This window comes from Microcoleus sp. MON1_C5, assembly GCF_036701875.1.
Lineage (GTDB): Bacteria > Cyanobacteriota > Cyanobacteriia > Cyanobacteriales > Microcoleaceae > Microcoleus.
Genome location: NZ_JAUBRN010000081.1, coordinates 1 through 23,942 on the forward strand (window position 1 = coordinate 1; position 23,942 = coordinate 23,942).

Annotated in this window: 18 protein-coding genes; 13 read left to right on the plus strand and 5 right to left on the minus strand. The window is 46.6% G+C overall.

Features of this window, described 5'->3' with window-relative positions:
* Positions 1 to 199: 199 nt before the first annotated feature.
* Positions 200 to 1,279 carry a PIN/TRAM domain-containing protein gene (locus QUA71_RS26270; protein WP_190661066.1) on the minus strand — a complete coding sequence of 360 codons (1,080 nt, stop codon included), beginning with the start codon at positions 1,277 to 1,279 and terminating at the stop codon, positions 200 to 202.
* Positions 1,280 to 1,654: 375 nt separating this feature from the next.
* Between QUA71_RS26270 and hemW the strand changes: the two genes are divergently transcribed.
* The 4 genes from hemW to QUA71_RS26290 all read left to right on the plus strand — a co-directional run bounded on the left by hemW (position 1,655) and on the right by QUA71_RS26290 (position 5,856).
* Positions 1,655 to 3,022: a radical SAM family heme chaperone HemW gene (gene hemW, locus QUA71_RS26275; protein ID WP_333289599.1), complete on the plus strand. Its 1,368-nt coding sequence runs from the start codon at positions 1,655 to 1,657 to the stop codon at positions 3,020 to 3,022.
* A gap of 226 nt (positions 3,023 to 3,248) precedes the next feature.
* Positions 3,249 to 3,509, plus strand: a complete 261-nt coding sequence (locus tag QUA71_RS26280; RefSeq protein ID WP_190661069.1) for a hypothetical protein — start codon at positions 3,249 to 3,251, stop codon at positions 3,507 to 3,509.
* 113 nt (positions 3,510 to 3,622) lie between these two features.
* Positions 3,623 to 3,895 carry a DUF1830 domain-containing protein gene (locus QUA71_RS26285; RefSeq protein WP_333289601.1) on the plus strand — a complete coding sequence of 91 codons (273 nt, stop codon included), beginning with the start codon at positions 3,623 to 3,625 and terminating at the stop codon, positions 3,893 to 3,895.
* Positions 3,896 to 4,290: 395 nt separating this feature from the next.
* Entirely contained in the window at positions 4,291 to 5,856 is a 1,566-nt protein-coding gene (locus QUA71_RS26290) for an FAD-dependent oxidoreductase (RefSeq protein WP_333289603.1), read from the plus strand.
* Between the two features lie 378 nt (positions 5,857 to 6,234).
* Here QUA71_RS26290 and QUA71_RS26295 read toward each other — a convergent pair whose 3' ends face one another.
* Positions 6,235 to 7,104 carry a lipid kinase gene (locus QUA71_RS26295; protein ID WP_333289605.1) on the minus strand — a complete coding sequence of 290 codons (870 nt, stop codon included), beginning with the start codon at positions 7,102 to 7,104 and terminating at the stop codon, positions 6,235 to 6,237.
* Positions 7,105 to 7,328: 224 nt separating this feature from the next.
* Here QUA71_RS26295 and QUA71_RS26300 point away from each other — a divergent pair, with 224 nt between their 5' ends.
* Positions 7,329 to 8,627 carry a HEAT repeat domain-containing protein gene (locus tag QUA71_RS26300; protein ID WP_333289607.1) on the plus strand — a complete coding sequence of 433 codons (1,299 nt, stop codon included), beginning with the start codon at positions 7,329 to 7,331 and terminating at the stop codon, positions 8,625 to 8,627.
* Positions 8,628 to 8,733: 106 nt separating this feature from the next.
* On the opposite strand, the gene QUA71_RS26305 is transcribed toward QUA71_RS26300, so the two are convergent.
* A complete protein-coding gene (locus tag QUA71_RS26305; RefSeq protein ID WP_333289609.1) occupies positions 8,734 to 12,135 on the minus strand; it encodes a PAS domain S-box protein in 3,402 nt (1,133 codons plus the stop codon).
* Positions 12,136 to 12,748: 613 nt separating this feature from the next.
* Here QUA71_RS26305 and QUA71_RS26310 point away from each other — a divergent pair.
* The 7 genes from QUA71_RS26310 (at position 12,749) to QUA71_RS26340 (ending at position 19,664) form a co-directional block, all read left to right on the plus strand.
* Positions 12,749 to 13,723, plus strand: coding sequence for a LysR family transcriptional regulator (locus QUA71_RS26310; RefSeq protein WP_333289611.1), 975 nt, complete (start codon positions 12,749 to 12,751; stop codon positions 13,721 to 13,723).
* Positions 13,724 to 13,844: 121 nt separating this feature from the next.
* Complete coding sequence (locus tag QUA71_RS26315; RefSeq protein WP_333289613.1) at positions 13,845 to 14,909, plus strand: anthranilate phosphoribosyltransferase family protein; 1,065 nt, start codon at positions 13,845 to 13,847, stop codon at positions 14,907 to 14,909.
* Positions 14,910 to 15,061: 152 nt separating this feature from the next.
* The gene (locus QUA71_RS26320; RefSeq protein WP_333289615.1) at positions 15,062 to 15,667 is read left to right on the plus strand and encodes a molybdenum cofactor guanylyltransferase; all 606 of its coding nucleotides are present in this window, start codon (positions 15,062 to 15,064) and stop codon (positions 15,665 to 15,667) included.
* 77 nt (positions 15,668 to 15,744) lie between these two features.
* A complete protein-coding gene (locus QUA71_RS26325; protein WP_333289616.1) occupies positions 15,745 to 16,920 on the plus strand; it encodes an aminotransferase class V-fold PLP-dependent enzyme in 1,176 nt (391 codons plus the stop codon).
* A gap of 419 nt (positions 16,921 to 17,339) precedes the next feature.
* Positions 17,340 to 17,687 (plus strand): DUF6717 family protein, encoded by a 348-nt coding sequence (locus QUA71_RS26330; protein ID WP_190661090.1) that lies wholly within the window; start codon positions 17,340 to 17,342, stop codon positions 17,685 to 17,687.
* 14 nt (positions 17,688 to 17,701) lie between these two features.
* On the plus strand, positions 17,702 to 19,048 hold the full coding sequence (locus QUA71_RS26335; protein ID WP_333289618.1) for an LCP family protein: 1,347 nt from the start codon (positions 17,702 to 17,704) through the stop codon (positions 19,046 to 19,048).
* Between the two features lie 106 nt (positions 19,049 to 19,154).
* A complete protein-coding gene (locus QUA71_RS26340) occupies positions 19,155 to 19,664 on the plus strand; it encodes a pentapeptide repeat-containing protein (RefSeq protein ID WP_333289625.1) in 510 nt (169 codons plus the stop codon).
* A gap of 128 nt (positions 19,665 to 19,792) precedes the next feature.
* Here QUA71_RS26340 and QUA71_RS26345 read toward each other — a convergent pair whose 3' ends face one another.
* Complete coding sequence (locus tag QUA71_RS26345) at positions 19,793 to 21,046, minus strand: S-layer homology domain-containing protein (RefSeq protein ID WP_333289620.1); 1,254 nt, start codon at positions 21,044 to 21,046, stop codon at positions 19,793 to 19,795.
* Positions 21,047 to 21,391: 345 nt separating this feature from the next.
* On the opposite strand from QUA71_RS26345, the gene QUA71_RS26350 reads away from it, so the two are divergent.
* A complete protein-coding gene (locus QUA71_RS26350; protein ID WP_333289621.1) occupies positions 21,392 to 22,870 on the plus strand; it encodes an amidase in 1,479 nt (492 codons plus the stop codon).
* A gap of 145 nt (positions 22,871 to 23,015) precedes the next feature.
* On the opposite strand, the gene QUA71_RS26355 is transcribed toward QUA71_RS26350, so the two are convergent.
* A complete protein-coding gene (locus tag QUA71_RS26355) occupies positions 23,016 to 23,882 on the minus strand; it encodes an HNH endonuclease signature motif containing protein (protein WP_333289623.1) in 867 nt (288 codons plus the stop codon).
* Positions 23,883 to 23,942: the final 60 nt, after the last annotated feature.

The following is a 23,942-nucleotide window of genomic DNA, read 5'->3' on the forward strand; positions in this document are numbered from 1 at the left end:
TTAAGTCGGGAAGTTTTTCCATTCCTTTATCTAATGTCTATCTCGTCTTCTTGTCAAGGGGGTTGAGCAATTACCATTTAAGACACAAAAAAAACCACTGCCCCGACTCGTCATACCGCGCGCGGTAGAGAGTCGGGGCAGATTGGGAACAACGATCGCAATATTTGATTCTGATTGCCCTGGCCATTGTTACTCAGTTTCAAACAATAACGGACTCTTGAGGGCGGGCGAATATCATGCGGCCGGCGCTAGTTTGCAGGGCGCTGGTGACTACGACTCGGGCTTCGCCGCCGACATAGCTGCTTCCTGCTTCTACGACAACCATTGTGCCGTCATCCAAGTAACCGATTCCCTGAGAGGGTTCTTTGCCTTCTTTGCGGATTTTTAGTTCGATCGTATCTCCCGGCAAATAAGTGGGGCGCACTGCATGAGTCAAATCGTTGATATTCAAAACCGGCAGTTTTTGGACGGTAGCTACTTTCGATAAGTTGTAATCGTTTGTGAGCAAAATACCGTCGATCTCCAAAGCGAAGCGGACTAATTTCGCATCGACTGTGGCAATATCTTCGTAGTCAGCCGAGTGAATTTGAATGCGTTCTGGATATGTTTCTTTGATGCGGTTGAGAATATCTAGGCCGCGCCGCCCGCGCACTCGCTTTTGATCGTTCGCGGAATCAGCTATTAGTTGCAGTTCTTGGAGCACGAATTGGGGCACGATAATTTGACCTTCGAGGAAACCTGTTTCTAGCAAGTTTTCAATTCGGCCGTCAATAATGCAGCTAGTATCGACAACTTTGGCAGTTGCTGGTTTGAAAGTACCTTCGGCTACCAACACCGTGTCAAAGCTTTTGGGGTTGATCAGCCGCAAGAAAGCGCGGCCGTGGGTGTCGGTCAAACTGACGCCTGTGAAGCCGAACATGACGCTACCCAAGACTGCGACTAGAGGTTTGATGAAGCCGAACTCGCGGGGAATTGGCAGGAGGAACAGCGGAGCCAGCATTAAGTTTGCTACTAGCAGTCCGATGATTAAGCCGATCGCCCGCGTCAGCAGCATCTCCACTGGCATATCGCGGACTTGTTTTTCCAGGCGCCGATAGGTTGTTTGAGCCACTAATCCCATCACGAAGCCGATTAATGCTCCAAACGAACCTAGTACAGAACTTAAACCTTGTATATTTGTAACTTGCTCCAGCAGCTCGGTCGGCAGGAGTTCGACTCCGTAATAGCCGATGCCTCCGCCTGCGATTATGAATGAGATTATTATGATTGCGTCTAGCATTAGTTCTAGGTTAATGAATTTATTCACATTATATCTTTGCAGTGCTGATACTTGTTTTCATGCTTTGGTCGGATATCGCTATATTTACTCAGGGATTTTCATAAACTTATATTTCGCGGTTGTACCCTTTGGGGGATGTGCCAGGGAGTCGCTCGGAATTTACCACGCCTTGCCGAAAGCAGGCACGAGGTTCCAATAGACCGCCCTGCGGGCTATGCGGGAATTGTAGCCGATCGAAACTGATACGAGGTTACATTAAAACAGCCGATCGTTCGCAGCGCTTTTTTGGTAAGAAAATGTCATAATATACATAATTATTCATGATTGTTTAATTAAAACTTTAGATTTGAAGTTGCGCTTTCGGCTTGAGATGTAATGAACCCTCCCACAGATTATTTAACATTTGAATTAAAAAAAAGTGTGCAGGCGACAAATTCCGGCATTCCCAGTTCGGCTTACCTGCACATACCTTTTTGTCGCCGTCGCTGTTACTACTGCGATTTTCCGGTTTTTGTGGTGGGCGATCGCAAAAATGGCGAGAATTCCGGCACAATTGTGCAATACGTTGCTGTACTCTGTCAAGAAATTCAAGAAACAAAAAATTTAGGCGCATCTCTGAAAACAGTTTTTTTTGGGGGCGGCACACCTTCGCTGCTTTCTGTGAGTCAGTTGAGCAATATTTTGGAAACTCTCGACGGCAAATTTGGGATTGCTGCTGGGGCGGAAATTTCTATAGAAATAGACCCGGGTACGTTTACTTTAGAACAGTTGCGGGGATATGCAGCGGCGGGAGTAAATCGAGTTAGTTTGGGTGTGCAAGCTTTTCAGGATGAATTGCTGCAAGCTTGCGGGCGATCGCACTCTGTCGCCGAAATTTTTGAAGCAGTAGAAATAGTGCGATCGGCTGGTATTGTCAATTTTAGTTTAGACCTGATTTCGGGACTGCCGCACCAAACTTTAGAACAATGGGAAGCTTCCCTGAAAGCGGCGGTGGAAATTAGCCCGACTCACCTGTCGAGTTACGACTTAATTGTTGAGCAGGGAACTGCTTTCGGGCGCTACTTTGAAGCAGGAGCCCAGCCACTGCCTGCAGATGACACCGCTGCTCAAATGTACCGTTTAGCAAGGGAAATTCTGACGGGGGCTGGCTACGAACATTACGAAATTTCTAATTACGCTCGATCTGGCTATCAGTGCCGCCACAACCGCGTTTATTGGGAAAATCGCCCTTATTACGGCTTGGGAATGGGGGCGGCGAGTTACGTGGAAGGCCGGAGGTTGACTAGACCTCGCAAAACTCAAGAATATTATCAGTGGGTGCGATCGATGTCTCGCCTCAATTCCCCTGCTACTCCACAAATTGGGGGGGAAACCCAGCAGGAAATTTACCCAGCAGTTGAGCAAAATTTTCAAGTTTCAGAAAATGACGTTTTGTTAGAAACGCTGATGCTAGGTTTGCGTTTAGCAGAAGGAGTTAGCCTGTCGGCGCTGACTGAGAAGTTTACTCAACAAACGGTTGACAAAATTTGGCGTTGTTTGCAGCCCTACTGGCGACAAGGATGGGTGGAAATTATAACTGCGGATGGGGCGATTCCCTACGGGATAGCTCCGCTTCACGCAACTTTAGGCGAGGGGGCGAAACTGCCACTTTCGGGCAATTTGAGGTTGAGCGATCCCGAAGGTTTTTTATTTTCTAATACAATTTTAGCCGATTTGTTCAGCAAGTTAGGCGACGATAATTAGCTCTGCCTGAGGAAGTATATCTCCAGCAAGCGCGATCGGCCCTAAAGCCGGGGCCGCCAATGCGACCGAAAGAAAATTCAATTGCTCCCTAGCTCGATAATCTCAAAAATAATATATTTTTTATCGATCCCTAAACAAAACTTAAAGGCGAACTAAGCCTTGAGATAGACGCAACGACGGCACTTCAGCCGTCATACTTAAGACTGAACATTTAAAAAGTAATTTAATGAACACTTTAACTATCGACCGCAACCAAACCCAAAACCAGCCCTGCCTTGTAATTAGCGAGCGCGGGTGCAATCCGACTTCCAAGTGTAATTTTTGCGGTCACTACCAACAGGCAAGAGGTTCAGTTGGTCACTGTCAATTGTTGAACGCACCTGTTAGGGGAGGATGGAAATCTTGCGCTTTAGCAATGCCGGCTTTTGCACCTTCTTGGGAATACCTGGAAGGCGCTGATGTTTCTCCGGCGAAAATTATTAATTAACTCAAACAATGTAAAAAAAATGTATAAAAAAGTGTGTTTTAACTGGTTATATGCTATATTAAGTTTAGGCCCGTCGCCGATCGTTCGCACAATTGCAGAAACAAGTTAAAAAGATGAATTTGACACTAAATCAGGTAATTTCCGAAGGTCATACGCGCATTTTGTGTTGGTATCTTAATAATACTAGCAAAGTGCAAATCGCTCGCATTACAAATATTCCTAATTGGTATTTTGAGCGGACAGTGTTTCCGGGGGAACGTTTTTTGTTTGAAGCGCTGCCGGAAGCTCAGTTAGAAGTTTGCAGGAGTGCGGAGACGGGTGTTATAGTGTGCGAGCGAATTTTGTGCGATCGGCTGCGAGTAGAAGAATTAAGCACGGCTGATTGAAGATAATTATTTAGACTTACCAACGAGAGGTAGAAACCCGGTTTTTTTTCAGAAACCGGGTTTCTCTGTATGAGGATAAAAACTCCGTTCGCGATCGCACTTGCGATATCACAAAGCCCATATCTTTGTATATTTCTCGTTACTCAGCCCAAAATTCGTAGAAACTGAGATATTGAACCATTCTCAATAATTATTTCAGGGCGCGCTAGCAGCAACGACCCACAAGAAAATTGATCCGTTGTGGAACAGGCCGTCGGGCTTTTTAAGCGAGAATGGTTCAAGATGTGAGTATAAACCGGGATTCTCGCCACCCCATGCGTCAGCCCTGAAACTGTCGCAAAAGTTAATCTAAGCTAAATTATAAAAAATCCACCACTGTTTAATACTAAAACCCGATGTCCCTCACCGAACAAATCCTCTCCCAACTGCCAGGAGACGCCCTCGGAGGCCTGAGAAAAGTCGATCGACTCTGGGAAAACCTCAAACAAAACACCGCACCAGCACCCCAAGCAGTCAAACACAGCCAACAACCCCTGGAAACCCTCGACTTCGACATAGTTATCGGCGGCGGAACCCTAGGAATATTAATCGGTACAGCCTTAGTCCTGCGGGGTTGGCGAGTAGCCCTGCTCGAACGCGGCACCCTGCGAGGCCGCGAGCAAGAATGGAACATTTCTCGCAAAGAATTAGACGCATTCTTAGAACTAAATTTGCTATCAGTTGAAGAGATAGAAAAGGCGATCGCCACCGAATACAACCCAGCCCGCATCAGCTTTGCCAACACCCCAGACATTTGGGTGCGCGACGTACTCAACATCGGAATCGACCCAGTTTACCTCCTAGAAACCCTCAAGCAGCGATTCCTCCAAGCTGGAGGAAAGCTATTTGAAAATACACCATTTAAAACAGCAACCATTCACCCGGATGGAGTCTTGGTAGAATCTGCAAATACCGATACACAACCTGATACAAATTTATTTAAAACCAGATTATTATTAGACGCAATGGGACATTTTTCACCCATTGTGTGCCAAGCAAGACAAGGCAAAAAACCCGAAGCGGTATGTTTAGTAGTCGGTAGTTGCGCTCAAGGATACCCCAAAAACGACACTGGCGATATATTTGCATCCTTCACCCCAATGCAAAATCAGTGCCAATATTTTTGGGAAGCATTTCCAGCCAGAGACGGCCGCACAACCTACTTATTTACCTACATAGACGCCGACACCGAAAGATTCAGTTTAGAAACATTATTTGAAGAGTATTTGCGCTTGCTTCCCCAATATCAAAACGTCCAACTCGAACAGTTAAAATTCCAAAGAGCACTTTACGGATTTTTCCCCTGCTATCGTCAAAGTCCTCTAAAAACACCTTGGGATCGCCTACTCCCCGTCGGAGACAGCAGCGGTAGCCAATCTCCCCTCAGCTTCGGCGGTTTCGGCGCAATGGTGCGCCACCTCAAACGTTTGACTCTAGGAATTGACGAAGCTTTGACAAGCGACAGTCTCAGCAAAAATGCCCTCGCACTTTTGCAACCCTACCAGCCGAATCTATCAGTTACCTGGTTGTTTCAGCGTTCGATGAGTGCTGCGATTAATCAAAAAATAGACCCCAATCAAATCAATCAACTTTTGGCTGCCGTCTTTCAGGTAATGGAAGAGTTGGGAGAACCGGTCCTCAAACCTTTTCTTCAGGATATCGTGCTGTTTCCGGCTTTGTCACAAACCTTGTTTAAAACAGCAATTAGCCATCCCGGATTAGTTATGAAAATTATCCCGCAGGTAGGAATAGCTAATTTGCTCGATTGGATGGTTCATTATCTAAATTTAGGGATTTATACGGGATTGCAGCCTTTGGGGAAAGCCGTAGAACCGCAGGTAAAAAATTTAGCGCCGGAGCAGAAATACTATTTTCACCGATTAGTTGAAGCATGGCAATATGGCGCGGGAGGCGATTATTGATTAATTGTGGCACGGGCATCTTGCCCGTGGCTAACAGATGAACAGGCAAGATGCCTGTTCCACAACACACTATAATTTATTGATTAATTGTAGCACGGGCATCTTGCCCGTGGCTAACATATGAACAGGCAAGATGCCTGTTCCACAACACAATATAATTTATTGATCAATTAATTGTGGCACGGGCATCTTGCCCGTGGCTAATATATGAACAGGCAAGATGCCTGTTCCACAACACACTATAATTTATTGATTAATTGTGGCACGGACATCTTGCCCGTGGCTAATATATGAACAGGCAAGATGCCTGTCCCACAACATAATTATATATGAACAGGTATCCGGCCTGTTCCATAACCTAATTATATTAGTTGTAAGTTATGAAGGAGCTATAACTGCTAAAGCTTGGGGAATCACTCGGAATTTTGCAGGTGTGTAAGTGGTGATTTCACCGTCGGTATTAATCGAACGGCGTTTGCTAGTATTAACCTCAAATTCTTGAGCGTACAAGACGCGAACTTTAGGCGACTTGGTATAATTTCCTTGCCTCATAGCCGGGAGCAAAGCAATGATTTCCCACCAATTTATTGTTTCCAAACTGTACAAATCCAGTCGCCTGTCGTCGATGGTGGCATCCTCGGCAACTGTCATGCCACCTCCGTAATAGCGGCCGTTGCCAATGGCAATTTGAATAGTTTTAACCTTAAAAGATTGGTGGTTTATCTTAATTTCGGCTCGGAACGGTCGCGCTGAAAAAATTGTCTGCAAAGCAGTAAAAGCATAAGCTAAAACTCCCCAGCGCTGCTTCACCTTTTTCGTCAGCCGCTGGGTAATTTCCACGCTTAGTCCCAAACTTGCAACATTAAAAAAATGTTGGCCGTTAACCCAACCCAAGTCTATTAGCCGAATTTTACCGCTGGCAATTACTTGACAAGCTGCTGATAAATCTGTAGGAATTCCCAGAGTGCGGGCTAGGTCGTTAGCAGTTCCCATCGGCAAAATACCCAAGGGTAACTTGGTATCTATCAAACCTTCTATGGCAGCGTTAAGAGTGCCGTCGCCGCCGCCGATTATTACTAATTCGACTCGATTTTGGTAGCGGCGAATAATGTCGGAAAGTTCGTGGGCGTGGTCAGTAGATTCTATAATTAACTCAAAACCGAGTGCTTCTAATTCTACAGTGGCTTGAGATAATAGCTTTTGCCCTTTTCGGGAGTGCTGGTTTACTAAAAGTAGAGCTTTCTTCATTTGTTAATTTTTCATTAGGAATATTGCGTATTTTAAATTACAAAAAGTATAGCTTGATGCTTTAACTGGATGAAATTAATGCTTTACTTCTATTTTACCAGTTATGATGGATTGACAAAAATGTCAAAAAATGGATAATTGTAGCAAAAGATTCCTAAAAAGTACCTCCCGCTCTGACCTAGCAGCAAAAAACCTCGCTTCTCGATCGAACTTAATTTAAAATCATGGGTAATATTTTACAAAAAGCGCAAGTCGCTGCCGATCGCCAAAACTGGTCTGGGCTAGTCGAATGCTTGCAGGAAGTGACAGCCAAGGGCAGTAAGCCGCAGGAACAGCACATTTTAGAACAAGCTGTCAGTTTAGCAATACAAGCCTTGGAATGGGGCGATTTTCAAGACCGTTGGGAAATTGCTAAAGTATTGCCCAATCTGGGAAATGGCGCGATCGCACCTTTAATTGCCGTGCTCGAAGACGAAGACGCAGACACGGAACCCCGGTGGTTCGCCGCCCGCATTCTCGGAAAGTTCGATCGTCCAGAAGTGATTCAAGCTTTAGTAGAATTGGTCAAAAATTCCGACGAAGAATTGAGCCAAATCGCCGCCGAAACCCTAGGGAATTTGGGCCAAACAGCCATAGAATCCCTAGCAACTCTCTTGCAGCAAAAAGACTCGCGACAGTTTGCAACAGCAGCACTCGCCCAAATTCGGCGCACCGAAACCATCGCACCGCTGTTGAGCGTAGTCGCAGACTCTCAAGTTGCGGTGCGGGCAGCCGCAATCGATGCCCTGAGCAGCTTTCACGACTCCCGCATCCCGCCGGTACTGGTAGCAGCGCTCAAAGATCCGGCGACAGCAGTCAGAAAAGAAGCCGTGCGATCTCTTGGCGCGCGCACTTATTTAGACGCAGAATTAGATTTAGTTAACTTGCTCAAACCTTTACTTTCGGACATCCGATTAGAAGTTTGTCAGCAAGCGGCGATCGCGATCGGGCGAGTGAAAACCGATGCAGCAGCGGCTGCTTTATTTGAATTGCTGCGATCGCCCACAACTCCGGTTGAATTGCAAATCGAAACTGTGCGCGCCCTAAGCTGGATGGAAACTGCAACCGCTTTAGCATATTTGCATCAGACATTAAGGGCGCCTTTTACTAACATAAATTCTACTGTTTATGAAGAGATAGTCACTGTTTTAGGTCGAGTAGAAAAGCCGGAATTAAAAGCTGTTGCTGCTGAAATTCTGATTGATTTGTTGAAAACAAATCATCCGACCGTGCAGGAGGGAGTTAGCAAAAAATCTTTAGCTTTAGGTTTAGGAAAATTAGGAGATATGAGAGGGCTAGATGCTCTGATTTCAATGTTGGGCGACGCAGACAGCAGCGTCAGGCTGCACTGCATGGCAGCGCTCAAACAGCTAGGTGCTGCCGAGGCCAGGCAGAAATTAGAAAACTTAGTGAAACAAGAGAGTCTCGAACCCAGATTGAAACAAGGAATTGCGATCGCCCTGCAAGAATGGCAGGAGAATTAAGAGCGAACGAATTTGCGGAAAACATTTAAATTTAGGATGCGCCATAAGCACCTTACGTAGAACTTAAATAGTGAATTTTGAACTCGATAACTGAAAAATCCAAACTTTAGCTGTGCTCAATTGGCAGCCGCACTCCGAAAGTCGAGCCGAGTCCTTCCCCAGGACTTGCGGCCCAGACACTGCCGCCGTGGAGTTCCACGAGATGGCGGACGATCGCCAATCCCAGTCCCAGCCCGCCGTAATTGCGCGTAGAAGTGCTGTCAGCTTGGCGGAAGCGATCGAACACAAACGGCAAAAACTCCTTGCTGATGCCAATTCCCGTATCGCTGACAACGATCGAAACAGAGTGAACCGGAGACGGCCCAGACAACATGGCGCCACCCCCTGCTCCCGGTTCCCCATCCTCTGAGAGCGTGATTTCCACGCGACCCGACGGCGGCGTAAACTTAATAGCATTCGAGAGCAAATTAGACACCACCTGCTGCAAACGAGTAGCATCGCCCCTCACCAAGCCCACCCCTTCTGCACAAAAACTCACCAATTCAATTCCCCTAGCTTCAGCATCAGGGGTCAGCGCCTTCACTGCCGTTTCTACAATCCGCACCAAATCCACCGGGAACAGCTTCAAACACACTTTGCCGCTGACAATCCGGGAAACGTCGAGCAAATCCTCAATCATCTGAGTCTGCAACCGCGCGTTTCGCTCAATAGTCTCCAAACCCACAGCCGTTTTTTCGGCACTCATCTGGCGCTGCCGCAGCATCTGGGCCCAGCCCAAAATCGCGTTCAGAGGCGTCCGCAACTCGTGAGAAAGCGTTCCCAAAAACTGGTCTTTAATCCGGTTGGCCTCCGCTGCTTCCCGGTAAAGCCGCGCATTGTCGATCGCCACCGCCGCATCTCGCGCCAAATCCTCCAGCAAAACCAAATCCTCCTGCCCGCAGCGGCGGCCCGACTCCCCGCACAGCAGCGAAATCGCTCCCAGCGTCCGCCCGCGAGCGATCAGCGGCACGCAGATTGCCGACAGCACCGGGGATTGGGATCGCAGCACCAACTGCAGTTCCCTGTCTGGCACAACCGCCTCGATCACCCATTCCGGTATTTCTGGGTATAGCTTCGACTCACCAGTCCGCAGCACCTTTGCTACTCCGTGCCGTCCTTGGGGGTCTAGTGGCATACGCCGATCGATTTGCCACAGCAGAGCGACTTTGCTCGGATCTGAGTGAGCAACTGCTTGCAAGCGGATTGAGCCGTCTGCATCAAGCAAATGCACACAGCACCAATCCCCCAGCCCCGGTACTGTTAAATCTGCCAAACCTTGCAGCGCCTTTTCGTAATCCAGGGAAGCCGACGACAGCAAAGCCAAAGCTTGAGCGCTAAAATAGGCTGTTTGGGCCAATCGCTGGCGATCGTCAATATCGGTACAAGTCCCGAACCATTTGAGAATTTTCCCGTCAGCGTCCCGCACGGGCAATGCCCGGCCCAGATGCCAGCGATAAGCTCCGTCAGATGCCCGTTTAAAACGGTATTCCACCTCGTAAGTCTTCCCTGTCTCCACCGAGGTCTTCCAGCTTTCTACGGAATTTTCCACGTCATCTGGATGCAGGGCTAGCTGCCACCCCCAGCCTTGAGTTTCCTCCAGCGTCAAGCCAGTATATTCAAACCAGCGCTGGTTGTAGTAGTCGAACCAGCCGTCGGCTCTGGCAGTCCAAACTATTTGCGGGATGGCTTCAGCGAGGACGCGGTAAAGCAGTTCGCTGGCTTCTGCTTGGCGACGTGCGGCCTGTTCCCGCGCCAATGCCGAATTCCGCTGTTCTTCGGCCTCTTTGCGAGCGGTGATGTCGCTAATCACGCCGATCCATTTGCAGGGATTGCCTTGTTTGTCAAGCACTGCTTTGCCTCGATCGATCCAGTGGAGCAAGCGGCCCCGGTGGCGCTGAACGCGGTATTCCTGAAAAAATGGGGCGGCAGAAGTGTCTGGCGCACTTAAATACCGCTCGACCGCAGCCAAAACTCGAGCGCGGTCGAGCGGGTGCAAGATACTGTTCCAAGCTGCTCTTGTCCTCGGAAATCCGCCTTTTTCGTACTCCAAATGTTCGTCTACGTGACCGAACCACAGCACGATGTCGGTCTCGATATCCCATTCATAAATTAAATCACTGGCACTTTCTGCTGCAATCCGAAACCGCTCTTCAGACTGTCGCAGCACTTCCAGAAATTTAAAGCGTTCCGTCACGTCCAAAACCAGAGACAGCACCGATACCAACTGTCCCGAATCGCTGTAAAAAGCCGAATTGTACCACTCGCAATGTACCAACGAACCACCCTTATGATAATTGCTGTTGCGAACTACATTGCAGCGACTACCTGGTTTGTTTAAACTATAAATTGCCGACTCTACCTCTTCAAACTCACCCCGATCGATAAATTTCCATTCGCTAAAATGCTTGCCAAAAACTTCTGTTTCCTTCCAGCCAAAAATCTTCTGGGCTGCCGGCGACCACCCGCTAACCCGGAAATTTTCATCCCACTCTATCACCGCTAGGGGAGTATTTTCAAAATGAGAAGTGAGTTTTTGCAGCGCCTGGCGCAGGGATGCTTCTACTTGCTTGCGCCCAGTAATATCGCCAAAAGAAATAGCAATGCCGTCGCCCAATTTAACGGTCATAATCCGAAACCAGCCGACAATGCCTTCGCTGTTGTAATAAATCTCGGTATCGAGGGGAATTCCTGTTTGTACAACTTGCACGCAATGGTCGAACAAACCGCTATCTTTATGACCGGGCAGGACTTGCAGCAATCGCTTGCCGATTAATTCTTCAGGTGTACGTTGTTGAATTTTTGCCGCTGCGGGATTGACGTATTCCCATTCAAAATCCACAATTGTGGATTCGTCACGAATGCTGCGGAACACGTTAAATCCGTCTAGAGATAATTCCTGAAAAACGCGGAAGCGTTCTTCGCTTTCTTGCAGCTTGCCTAAAGCGTCAAGCAGGAGTTCCTCGACTCGCTCGCGCTGCGTTATTTCTGCGAGCAATTGCTCGTTAATTTGCTGGAGTTCGGTTGTGGGGAAGGCGACGGAATTTTTAATGGCAGAGTCGGCTTGCCGTCGATCGACCTTTTCATTTCCCAGTGGCGTATTTCCTGGAAAAGAGGCCGCCCCAGCCAAAGCCAACATTTGAGGAACCCAGGGTATCAGGGATGCTACAGCCCACAAAGAGATGATAGCGGTAATGGCGGCGATCGAACTTGACAGCCAGTAGCTGGGATGCACCAGCGTCCAAACTTGCACCAAGTGAGTTGTCCCGCCGCAGAAAAACCAGGCTCCCAATAGGAGAAACCCCTTGCTCAAAGGCACGTCCCGCTGCTTCCCGGCATAGTATGTCAGAATTGCTGGAATTGAATAATAAGCCAAGGCAATTAACAAATCGCTGACGGCTTGCAGTCCCATCAACTGGGACTGCCACTGGCAACATCCACCCTGCGGAATAAAATTGTGGTTAAATGACATAATCTTAATAAAATGGCAGCATTTCGGCTTTCCTGTGCGATCGATCCTAGTTGCACTTGTGTTGCTGACCCGCTAATTCCTAGTTTATACACAAAAAAACATAAAACAAGAGTGACTTTAGTCCGGGGAGGAAAGTTTACAGCAGGCTTTAACCTGCCTGAAATATTCTTACATTTATTGAGAGGTTTAGGGAGAGTGAGGTAATATAATTCCCAAGGAGGTACGAAATTCAATGCTATCTTTTGAAGTCACAACTTAGGGAAAAACAGAGCAATTGAGCGCACTTGATGAAGGGATTACTAGAGTGCCGTTCATTGAAACGGTTTAGCTATAAGCTTGCAATATTCGAGAAATTCATCTTTATTGAATCTATTTTTTGATAAATTTGCAGATTCAGAAATCCCTTCAAAATAGGAGAATCGACCTCTACTTGGGCGCTCATAAATCCTACCCGAGCAAATTGATTCATAGAGCCAAGCATCCCCGCGTCTCGCCCCGGAATCAAAACTAATCTCTACCTGTATCAAAGTCTACTAAATTCTTCTACTAAATCGGTTAATGTCACAGATTATCTTCCAGTAAAATTTCTGAAACCATCTCGAATTAAACATCCATGCGCTTAGAGCAGCTTCAAGCATTTCTTTCAGTTGCTGAAACTGGTAGCTTTCAGCAAGCGGCCCGGAAGTGTGGCGTTACCCAATCGACTATTAGCCGCCAAGTGCAGGGATTAGAAGCGGAAGTGGGTTTGTCGCTGTTTCACCGCACGGCCCACGCGAAATTGACTGTGGGAGGGGAATGCCTGCTGCCTCACGCTCGCAAAATCTGTCAGACTTGGCGAAATGCTGCTGAAGAATTGGGAGACTTACGGGCGGGAAAGCAGCCGGAACTCTGCGTGGCTGCGATTCATTCGGTTTGCGCTGCTTATTTGCCGCCTGTGCTGCAAAAGTTTTGCCGCGACTATCCAGACGTGCAGTTGCGGGTGACTTCCCTCGGAAGCGATCGAGCCCTGAAAGTCCTCAAAGACGGTTTGGTGGATATAGCGGTGGTGATGAACAACCGCCATTTTACTCAAGCCCCGGAAATGTTGGTTGAGGTGCTCTACAATGAGCCGATCGAGGTGTTGATGGCGGCGGGTCATCCCCTGGCCCAGTACGATCGAGTACCTTGGCCGGAATTGGTTTGTTACCCGCAAGTGGTGTTTAAGGACGGGTACGGAATGCAGCGGATGGTGCAAGAACAATTTGGACGCATCGGTGCTAAACTTCATGCTGTTTTGGAACTCAACACTCTTGATGCTTTTCGGGGTGTGGTGCGACAGGGAGAATTGATTGCTTTGCTGCCGCATTCAGCTTTGCTGGAGGCGAAGGGCGATCGCACTTTAGCAATTCGGTCGATCGCCCAAGAGCGGTCAACTTCCAAGGTTTCGACAATCGGTCAATTGGCGACCGATCCGACTTGGACTCGCGAAGTGGTGTTGGTGACAACTCACGATCGAATGCAAATTCCGCCGATCGCCCATTTCTGGAATCTGGTACGCGAATTTGTGCCGCCATTTGATGTAATCAAGCTAGAAAAATCAGGGAGTTAATTCGATAATTTTGAATTGAGAGTTCGGAATTTTAAATTTAAAACGATTCAAATATTACCAATTACTAACTACCAATTACTAACTACCAACTACCAATTACCAATTACCAACTTCAAAAGTTATGAGTGACGCATTTAGAGAATTGCTGCGAAAAATTGGCAGCGGAGCACACACAGGAGAAAACTTAACTCGCTCCGAAGCAGCAGCAGCCACGCGGATGATGCTGCTCCAAGAAGCAACACCGGCTCAAATTGGAGCTTTTATGATTTCCCACCGCATTAAACGGCCCACCGGCGAAGAATTAGCCGGAATGCTCGATGCTTATGAAGAATTGGGGCCTATGCTTGCCCCCCCAAACCGAGAAAAAGGGTTTTCCGTCTCTACCGTCGCCGTGTTTGGCGTTCCTTACGACGGGCGATCGCGCACGGCTCCAATTAGCCCTTTAACAGCCCTAATTTTAGCCGCCTCTGGCGTGCCAACTCTCATGCACGGGGGGGATACCATGCCAACCAAAGAAGGCATTCCCCTGATTGAAATTTGGCGCGGTTTGGGAGTTGACTGGAGAAAACTGAGTTTAGAAAAAGTCCAGCAAGTTTTTGACAGTACGGGTTTAGGTTTTGTTTACCTTCCCAAGCATTTTCCTCAAGCCACCGCTTTAGTTCCCTACCGCCGCGAAATCGGCAAACGGCCACCTTTTTCGACAATGGAGTTGATGTGGTGTCCCTGTGCCGGCGACGTTAACGTCATATCTGGCTACGTCCACCCGCCGACAGAAGGTATGTTTCAAAAAGCCTTTGAGCTGCGGGGAATCAAAAATTATACCACAGTCAAAGGATTGGAGGGAAGCTGCGATTTGCCGCGCGATCGTACTGCGATTATCGGCATTGCTAAGCCGGACACTGAGTTCGAGCGAGTGCTCTTGGCCCACGGAGATTACGGTTTTAGCAGCACCAATCCTGCCTTTGAATCAGCCTCTGAGTTATTAAAACAAATGCAGGAAGTGTTGTTGGGAAAACCCTCGGAATTGATGCAGTCCGCTATCTGGAACGGCGGATTTTATCTGTGGCGCAGCGGAGTTTGTTTGGATATGAACTCGGGTTTGATTCAGGCAGAAACTTTATTGAGTAGCGGTCAAGTCGTGCAAAAACTTGAGGAAGTTAGCCAAGCCGTTAGTGTTTTTAGTTGAGAATGATTAATCAGGTTTTGTGTGCAGTGGGCACCTACATTGAGCAGGTTTTGTACACAGCACCCTACAGGGAGAAATTTTACTTCCTTCTTCCCTCTTCCTTCTTCCCTCTTCCTTCTTCCCTCTTCCTTCTTCCCTCTTCCTTCTTCCCAATGACTCATCATAAAATTGCTGTAATTGTGCTTGCAGGCGGTCAAAGTTCGCGGATGGGTAGGGATAAAGCTCTGCTGGAAATTGAGGGCAAATCCCTATTGCAGCGGGCGTTGGAAGTTGCTGCAGTTGTAACTCCAGCAGTTTATGTTCTGACTGCTTGGCCCGATCGCTATCGATCGACCTTAACCGAAACGTCCCAATTTCTGGTAGAGTACAATCCCGGTTCCGGGCCCTTGGTGGCATTGACTCAGGGATTGAAAGAAATAGCCGCCGAGTGGATTTTACTGTTAGCTTGCGATTTGCCTTTGTTGGATGCCCAGATTATCCAGAAGTGGGCAAGTCAGTTAACAGAGTTTCCCCCATCTACTTTAGCAGTTGTGCCTTATCAAAATTCGCGCTGGGAGCCTTTGTGTGGCTTCTACCGCCAACAATCTCTGCTCAGTTTGCAAAGTTTTATTGACAAAGGGGGCCGTTCCTTTCAAGTTTGGTTAAATCAAATCCCCGCAATCCCTCTACCTGTAAGGGAACGAGAAGCAGTAATGTTATCCAATTGCAATACATTAGAAGAGTTTGAGAAATTAAAAGGTAAAATGGTTAACGGTTGACGGTTGACTGTTGACTGTTGACCGTTAACTGACTAATGACTAATTACTAATGACTAATTACTAATTACTAATTACTAATGATTAACGCATATTGGTTGCTCGATCGCAATATAACTTTCCTCAATCACGGTTCTTTTGGGGCTTGTCCGATTCCTGTACTAGAAGCGCAAACCATTTTTCGAGAACAACTGGAAAGAGAACCATTGCGCTTTTTACTGCGGGAATTTGAACCATTGTTGGATAATGCAAGAAATCAGTTAGCAGCATTTATTGGTGCGGCTGACGAGGACTTGGCATTTGTGCCGAATGCGACGACGGGAGTAAATGCAGTTTTGCGATCGCTCTGTTTTGCTCCGGGCGACGAATTGCTAACTACAAATCAGGAATACAACGCTTGCCGCAACACACTTAATTTTGTAGCCGAGCGTACAGGCGCTAAAGTAATAGTAGCCGAAGTCCCCTTTCCAATTGAGTCACCCGACCAAATTATTGAAGCAATAATTAAGTGCGTTTCACCGCAAACAAAGTTAGCATTATTAGACCACGTTGTGAGCCAAACAGGTTTAATCTTTCCCATCAAACAGTTAGTCGGCGAGCTAGCTAATCGTGGCGTCGATGTATTAGTAGACGGAGCTCACGCGCCGGGAATGGTAGCGCTGAATTTAGATGAAATTGGGGCGGCTTACTATACGGGAAATTGCCACAAATGGCTGTGCGCGCCCAAAGGTGCGGGCTTTTTATACGTGCGGCGCGACAAGCAAGATGCCATTCGCCCAACTACGATCAGTCACGGTGCTAACTCGCCGCGCGCTGATAAATCGCGCTTTCAATTAGAATTTGATTGGATGGGAACTGTCGATCCGAGTCCTTATTTGTGCGTGCCTGTGGCTATTGATTTTATGGGTTCTTTGTTGAGTGGCGGCTGGCCGGAATTGAGGGCAAAAAATCATGCTTTAGCGTTGGCGGGGAGAAAAATATTGGCTGACAAATTAGATTTGCGGCTGCCTTGTCCTGATGAAATGGTGGGTTCGATGGCTGTTGTGCCACTGGCAGACTCCCAGTCTGATGTGGTTGCAAAGGGAGGAATTCCACCTTTGCAAGAGGCGCTGTGGGAGATTTTTAAAATTGAAGTTCCGGTGATTCCTTGGCCGAATGCTAGTAAGCAGTTGGTGAGAATTTCGGCTCAGTTATACAATACTTTGCCACAGTATCAATATTTGGCTAAGGCGCTGGTTGAGCTGACGAGAAGTTGAGGGGGAGCTTTAAAAAAAACATAACACCCAGCTACAAACAGTTATAGGTTTGTAGTTAGGGTGTCGCTTCTCATAGTTTTGGTGAATAAAGACTATTCCTTACTACCAAGGTAATAAGTGTTATAAAACTAGGCATAATTAGAAGAAAAAATCCTGCAACGAATTACCTTTAACCTTCTTTCACTTGGCTACCATTTACCTAAACAAAAAAAACAAAAAAAAATCCTCTAAAGCCCGATAGCTCTCGATTTCGCCAATCCGCCCAAGCCGAATAAAGTTTGTACATAACCCGCGAAATTTCCTAAGTTAAAACAGGGTTGTCAAACCGGATAGTACACAACTTCCGCGCGACAGAATATAATGTATCAAGACTTGCATTTTTGCTGACAAAACAAACGAAATAAAAAGAGGAAAATACCATGTCCAATGCCATGATGGTAATTTACCCCTATCGCGAACAGTACACCTGGGTTTTTGACGACGAACGAGTCGGACTTGTCCGAGAACCATTTGTTCAGGGCGTCCCCGAAATGATTAACGCGCTTGTCGCAGACATTCCCAATGCCGCCCAAGGTTTCCGACTTTTATTTTCAGCCAATCCATTTCCCGGATATCAAGCAGAAATGCTGTGGTTGAAAGCAGAATACGGCGGTAACTGGTATCGGTGGGAATCGAAAAATCTCGAAGGCTGGCTGTGTCCGGCTTTGCTCAAATACTTTCCCGAAGCACCGCCCAAGTTTTACTGCAAAGCTGAAAAACTGCAATAACCAACAGCAAGTCAATGAAAAACTTGTCAATTTTTAAAAGAAACTTTGTTGAACGAGTCGATCAAACATCTCGAAAAAAGCCTAAGTTCTTCGTATATGTAGTGGGGGTATTTTTCTTAGTCTTCACCGCCGCCATCTCGGCCACAATGGGGGCAATTACTGCCCTGTTAGCTCCCGTGGAACCCCCAATTATCAATAGAGTATTAGAGGCGACTGGCTTTGACTATCTATCCTCCAACCGCTCTGGATACCGCCTGTCGCGGTCAGTTAATATCTTGATATTGGGAATTGACGGCGTGCCGGAACCTGCCGTCGGCCCTAAGATATTTAAGGGTCGCAGCGATACAATACTCTTATTCCACCTCGATCCTAGAGATAAATCTATTAGTTTGCTTTCAGTTCCACGAGATACTAAAGTCGAAGTTCCCGGAATGAGCTTCAGCAAAATTAGCGAAGCCAATGCTACGGGAGGAGCAGCTTTGGCGACGCAATTAGTTAGCAGTATGCTGAACAATACGAAAATTGAACGATACGTGCGAGTCAGCAGCAGTGCGTTTCGGGAATTAGTCGATTTGTTGGGCGGAGTTGAGGTATTTGTACCTCGCGCGATGTCCTATACAGATAGCGCCCAAAAGTTAAAAATAAACTTAGCCAAGGGATGGCAAACTCTCAACGGAGAACAAGCAGAACAATTTGCTCGATTTCGCAACGACGGTTTAGGAGATATCGGCCGCATTCAGCGGCAGCAATCTTTAATTCAAGCTATTCGGGACCGCCTCGCAAGTCCATCAGTATTGGTGCGCTTGCCACAAATTGTTCAATTGATGCAAAAATATGTGGATACAAACCTAAATTATGAGGAAATATTGACGCTGGCAAATTTTGGTTTGCAATTGGAGCGAGAGAATTTTAAAATGGTAATGTTGCCTGGAAGTTCTAGTCCAGAACCAGGGGATTTGAGGAGTTATTGGATTGTAGATGTGGTCGGGCTCGATCGCATTATCGCACAATATTTAAACCCGGGCGTGCCGGATTTTGCACAAGGACGATTTCGCAACCCAACCGAGTCTGCTTTGCCCAAGAACCTCAAAATAGCTGTCCAAAACGCTTCTAGCAAACCGACAGCAGCCAAAACCGTTGGTGAGTTTCTCACAAAAAAGGGCTTTTTTAATGTATCTGTAGTGCAGGATTCGCCCGAGAAGCAGCGTCACAGTCAAATTATTGTTCAGCAAGGCGATTTAGAGGCAGCCAATCTACTGCAAAAAGAGTTAGGCGGCGGTAAAATAGAAGCATCTTCTACCGGTGAAATCAATTCTGACTTGACACTTCGCGTTGGCGAAGATTGGGTAAAGCGATTTTAATTAGTTATTAGTCATTAGTCATTAGTCATTAGTCAGCAGTCAACAGTCAACAATGCCCAATGCCCCATTCCCCATTCCCCATTCCCCATTCCCCATTCCCATCATCATGAAAAGTGTCTTCCGAATTTTCCTGAGCCTGGTTTTAAGTTTAGTGTTGGCTTTGGGGTGGGTGCTGCTGAGTGCTACTCCTGCATTTGCCTTGCCGAAAACAAGTATTAATTACACAAATATTAATTTGTCCGATCGCGATTTTTCCAACTCGGATTTAGCGGGGGGAACATTTGTCGCTGCCGAAATGCGGGGAACCAATTTTCAAGGTGCTGATTTAACTAATGCGATTTTGACTAAGGGAGTTTTGCTGAATGCCAACTTGTCAGGTGCCAACCTCTCCGGTGCTTTGGCAGATAGAGTTACATTCGACGGCGCTAATTTGACAAATGCTAATTTTTCCGAGGCAATCATGACTCGAACTCGGTTTTTTGATGCTGCAATTTCCGGCGCTGATTTTACTGACGCGATTATCGACGCTTATCAAGTGAGTATCCTGTGCGAGAAAGCAGATGGTGTCAATCCCGTGACGGGAGTTTCTACCCGAGAAAGTTTGGGATGTCCGTAGAAATTCACACTTAAAGAAAATCGCTGACTAATTATTTGATTAGATGCACCTGTAGCGAGGTAAAATACACACATTAAAGCCCCTCGCCTTGCAGGAGAGGGGTTTGAGGAAATTTCCAAGTATCGGCTCTATCGAGCGCTACAAATGTCTGTGCTGGCAGTACCAACTACCAAATCGGAATTCAAAAGCAAATCTAAATCGGTGTCGGGATTAACAGCATACAAATCGACTTTATCTCGACCCAAAAACACTCCGATCAAAGTCCCGATTCCCGCACCGCCGAGCACCTCTTCAGTCGCGATCGCCCGATCGCCCGTAACGCCTGCGATGGCCGCCGCTGCTGCTGCACCCAACGCCGTATTCTTAACCAGATTACCAACATTAACGCCCTTGGTAACAGTTTCTTTCCTAGTAATCAGTTGCGAAGTGGCATTGAGAGGCACTCTGCTGCCGTTGATTATACTTAATTCTTGAGCCACAAACTGAACGCCCGAAGCAGTCGATCGCAATTCGCCGCTAATTTTTGAGCCTTCGGGTATCAGCACTTGGCCATTATCCCCCGTGATATCCGCAGCTACAGTCAGCGTAATCGGAGACTTGTCATTGGGGCCGAGCAAAATCTTGCCTTTTGTGTACTCAATGGGGATAGTCACCCCCCTGGGAATTTGCACAGCAACAGATTGGCTAACATCAATCTTAGCAATGTAAGGAGAATTAATTGCTCTTGCTTGATTGGTACTCACTAATGTTTGATAGATAAAAGCAGCTACTTCAGCTCGCGTTGCTGACTTGTTCGGTTTGAGAGATTTAGGATTGGGATAGCTGACAACCAACTGTTTTTCAGTAGCAGCAGCAACGCTTTTAACAGCATAACTTTGAATCTCACCCGCATCATTATAGTAGCTGAGAACATCTTGAAAATCGCACTTAGGCTCATAGCCCATGCCGTTATTTAAAGCGACTACAACTTGAACGCGAGGAATTTGCTGTGTCGGTCTGAAAACATTGCCGGGATAGCCAGACATCCATCCCATTTCGTAAGCTTCGGCGATCGCCCCGCTTGCCCAAAAATTAGACGGAACATCGGCAAACCTTACAGCAGCGCGGGTTTTTGCCTTTTTCACAGAACGCACCATTGCCGCAAATTCAGCCCGCGTTACCGGTGCATCCGGGCGAAAACTGCCATCGGGAAATCCTTTGATAATTCCTCTTTCTGACAAATCTTGAATAAAATCTTTTGCCCAGTAGTTATTATTAACATCCGAAAAAGCTGTCTGAGCAAAAGAAGGCGCGGGAGCTAGCATCGGCGCTGCGGTTCCGGCAACGGTTCCCAGTGTTAATAAAACAGAGGTACCGGATTTAATGCGATGTAATACAGACATTTTTTGATTCTCCAATTTACACATTTTTTTATTGAGGAGAACTAAGCTTTTGAGAGGCTGATTGATTCCTGCCCAACTTGCTCTTTCCCTCACTTATGTAATCATTATTGAAAACTAATACTTATTGTGCGGGGAAGATACGGTCTTTTAAAATAAATATTTTTATTCTTAGTGTGGAATTTTAAAATGCTTAAATTCCTTAAAATCCTTATGTTGCTTATCTCCCTTATCTACCTTGTGTCTGCAATTAACAGGATTTAGGGACAAAGCCGTTGGATATTAGTTAACTATATTAACTAAAAGTGAATATAATTGACTGGATCGAGAAATACCTGTTTGTTGCTTATGAGTAGCCTGACGTTTGCCTCTGCCCATCAGTTAGCGCGAATGATTCGCGATCGCCAAGTCTCTGCGGTCGAAGTTCTCGACGCTTACCTTACTCAAATCGCAAAGCACAACTCGAAACTAAACGCCATTTGTACGCTGGATGAAGACAATGCCCGTACTAGAGCAAGACTTGCCGATGAAGCCCTAGCCAGAGGAGAAAACTGGGGTGCTTTACATGGGGTTCCCATCACGATTAAAGACATTTTTGAAACAGCGGGACTCCGCACCACAGCAGGCTATATTCCCCTCAAAGATTATGTGCCTCAACAGGATGCAACTGCTGTTGCGAGATTGCGGACAGCAGGTGCCGTCATTATGGGAAAAACCAACATGGCGGAACTGGCGGCCGATTATCAAAGCACAAATTCTCTGTTTCCACGGGTGAATAATCCTTGGCATCTAGACTACACACCGGGTGGCAGTTCTGGAGGGAGTGCCGCTGCTGTCGCCGCCGGACTTTCACCGTTAGATTTGGGCAACGATTTCGGGGGTTCGGTGCGTCAGCCTGCTCATTTCTGCGGCATATATGGTTTAAAGCCGACAGATCGCCGTATTTCTACAGCAGGGCAGATTCCTGAAGTGCCGGGAATGCCACTGTCTATTCGGCAAATGATGACCGTTGGCTGTTTTGCACGATCGCTCGAAGACATCCGACTCTGTTTTTCGTTAATTGTAGGCGCGGATCTGCGACGCCCTGATGTCCCGCCGATTCCGCTCGATCGACCCTCTGGCAAGCCTTTGCAGCATCTCAAAATCGCTTGGAGCGCTGAATGGGCCGAAGTTCCCGTTGCTTCTGAAATTCGAGCAGCTATGGAGTCGATCGTGCAGACACTCTCTGACGCAGGTGTCCAAACCGAACGTTGGCTTCCCAAAGACTTTGACCTATCCCAAATATTGAATCTCTACGGGCGGATCTCAATGTACCTCACTATCTACGCTCAACCGCAGGATAGATATAACGTGCGTCGTAGTTTAGAGTTAATCTTCCGCACCGCAACCCAAGGCGACAAGGAACTCCGAAAATTGGGAGATTTCAGCAGATTCCTACCTGAGATATTGAATCCAAGTTTGAAAGGATATTTCGAGGCACTCACACAGCGCGATCGCTTCACTGCCGATATGGATGAGGCATTAGAACCGTGGGATGTATGGCTTTGTCCAGTTGCCGCAACCGCTGCGTTTACTCACCGTCCCGCTTGGAGTGCAGTTGACATTGATGGCAGATCCTATCCTCATGCAGTGGCAAACGGAGCTTACACCATGCCTTCTAATCTGAGCGGACATCCTGCGGTGGTAATTCCAATTGGACAAACTCAAAATGGTTTACCGATTGGAATGCAAATTGTTGGTAAGCGGTGGCGTGAAATGGAGTTGTTGGCGATCGCAGGAGCGATCGACAAAGTGGTTGGTAGCTTGCAACACCCACCTGGTTACTGAGCATTTTATCCAGTTTCACTTGATGGTCAAGAATACAATCAGTGGTAGGGTGCGTCTGGTTTGAGATGAGCGGATACAGAAAATCAGATGATGACGCACGGTTTTTGGGTGGTGTGTCAATATTAACTCGAATACAAATTTTTTTTCAATTTTTATAGGTAGTATTGCAGTAGGGGTGAGTTAATTGTGCGTTTTTTAAAGTTCCTAAACCCCCATCAGCTTTTCTTGTAATATGGTCGATACTGTTAAATCGGCTAGGCAGATACTCTCCACAAATTTTACAAACTGGCCAGCCTGGTAGAGCCTCTCGGATAAACGCAGATGCTTTGGTTTCTCTAGAAAATTCTTTACTCTGAATTTCACCAGTGTCGGCTTTCTTTGGAATTTTCAAAGTGGCAAATCTTTTATCGCCGGATCTTATTTCTGTGATAACATTCTTTTTATCTATACCTCCTGACAACTTATTAATGACTTCTAAGTAGAAGTCTCTCACTAGCTCTCTAGCTTGTAATGCGTCACTCTTCTTGGCAACAAGTTGTGGAACCATATCATAATTCCAAATTACCCATTCAAAGTCTTTTCTTACCTTTATCAATTTAGACCAGAATTTAGTCTCTTGTAAATGTAAAATTAAACTGACCACCCCATAAAAGGAACCAATTTTTGGCTTTCCTTGTTGAGTATAAAAGTATACCAGTGGATGTAAACCGAGAGATGAAGGATCGCTGCTATTAATTCTTTGAGCCACTTTTTTGCACTGGTTCAGTAGCTCAATAGTTTGCTCGCCTGTTGAATCTTCTCCCAACTGATTATCGGTTGATATGTTATTGACAATATTTATAAATTCTAAAATCAATTCCAGCTTATCCGAAGATGAAAGATTCCCCACAATTGGTACATCTAATGTTTTAATGGGATTTGAAAGTTTGGGCTGAAATATAAGTTGGTGTATTTCTTGCGCTACTGTTTCAATCTCATCCTGTTTTTCTTCAGAGAAATCGTAATTGCTCAACTAGGGGAAAAAATGGAGCCATCAATAGAGAGAGCTTGTTGAATAGATTGATAAGCAGTT

What these genes read in the sequence shown, in the direction of transcription:
- QUA71_RS26270 (WP_190661066.1), bottom strand. Translation starts at nt 1,279, where the DNA reads ATGCTAGACGCAATCATAATAATCTCATTCATAATCGCAGGCGGAGGC.
- hemW (WP_333289599.1), top strand. Translation starts at nt 1,655, where the DNA reads ATGAACCCTCCCACAGATTATTTAACATTTGAATTAAAAAAAAGTGTG.
- QUA71_RS26280 (WP_190661069.1), top strand. Translation starts at nt 3,249, where the DNA reads ATGAACACTTTAACTATCGACCGCAACCAAACCCAAAACCAGCCCTGC.
- QUA71_RS26285 (WP_333289601.1), top strand. Translation starts at nt 3,623, where the DNA reads ATGAATTTGACACTAAATCAGGTAATTTCCGAAGGTCATACGCGCATT.
- QUA71_RS26290 (WP_333289603.1), top strand. Translation starts at nt 4,291, where the DNA reads ATGTCCCTCACCGAACAAATCCTCTCCCAACTGCCAGGAGACGCCCTC.
- QUA71_RS26295 (WP_333289605.1), bottom strand. Translation starts at nt 7,104, where the DNA reads ATGAAGAAAGCTCTACTTTTAGTAAACCAGCACTCCCGAAAAGGGCAA.
- QUA71_RS26300 (WP_333289607.1), top strand. Translation starts at nt 7,329, where the DNA reads ATGGGTAATATTTTACAAAAAGCGCAAGTCGCTGCCGATCGCCAAAAC.
- QUA71_RS26305 (WP_333289609.1), bottom strand. Translation starts at nt 12,135, where the DNA reads ATGTCATTTAACCACAATTTTATTCCGCAGGGTGGATGTTGCCAGTGG.
- QUA71_RS26310 (WP_333289611.1), top strand. Translation starts at nt 12,749, where the DNA reads ATGCGCTTAGAGCAGCTTCAAGCATTTCTTTCAGTTGCTGAAACTGGT.
- QUA71_RS26315 (WP_333289613.1), top strand. Translation starts at nt 13,845, where the DNA reads ATGAGTGACGCATTTAGAGAATTGCTGCGAAAAATTGGCAGCGGAGCA.
- QUA71_RS26320 (WP_333289615.1), top strand. Translation starts at nt 15,062, where the DNA reads ATGACTCATCATAAAATTGCTGTAATTGTGCTTGCAGGCGGTCAAAGT.
- QUA71_RS26325 (WP_333289616.1), top strand. Translation starts at nt 15,745, where the DNA reads ATGATTAACGCATATTGGTTGCTCGATCGCAATATAACTTTCCTCAAT.
- QUA71_RS26330 (WP_190661090.1), top strand. Translation starts at nt 17,340, where the DNA reads ATGTCCAATGCCATGATGGTAATTTACCCCTATCGCGAACAGTACACC.
- QUA71_RS26335 (WP_333289618.1), top strand. Translation starts at nt 17,702, where the DNA reads ATGAAAAACTTGTCAATTTTTAAAAGAAACTTTGTTGAACGAGTCGAT.
- QUA71_RS26340 (WP_333289625.1), top strand. Translation starts at nt 19,155, where the DNA reads ATGAAAAGTGTCTTCCGAATTTTCCTGAGCCTGGTTTTAAGTTTAGTG.
- QUA71_RS26345 (WP_333289620.1), bottom strand. Translation starts at nt 21,046, where the DNA reads ATGTCTGTATTACATCGCATTAAATCCGGTACCTCTGTTTTATTAACA.
- QUA71_RS26350 (WP_333289621.1), top strand. Translation starts at nt 21,392, where the DNA reads ATGAGTAGCCTGACGTTTGCCTCTGCCCATCAGTTAGCGCGAATGATT.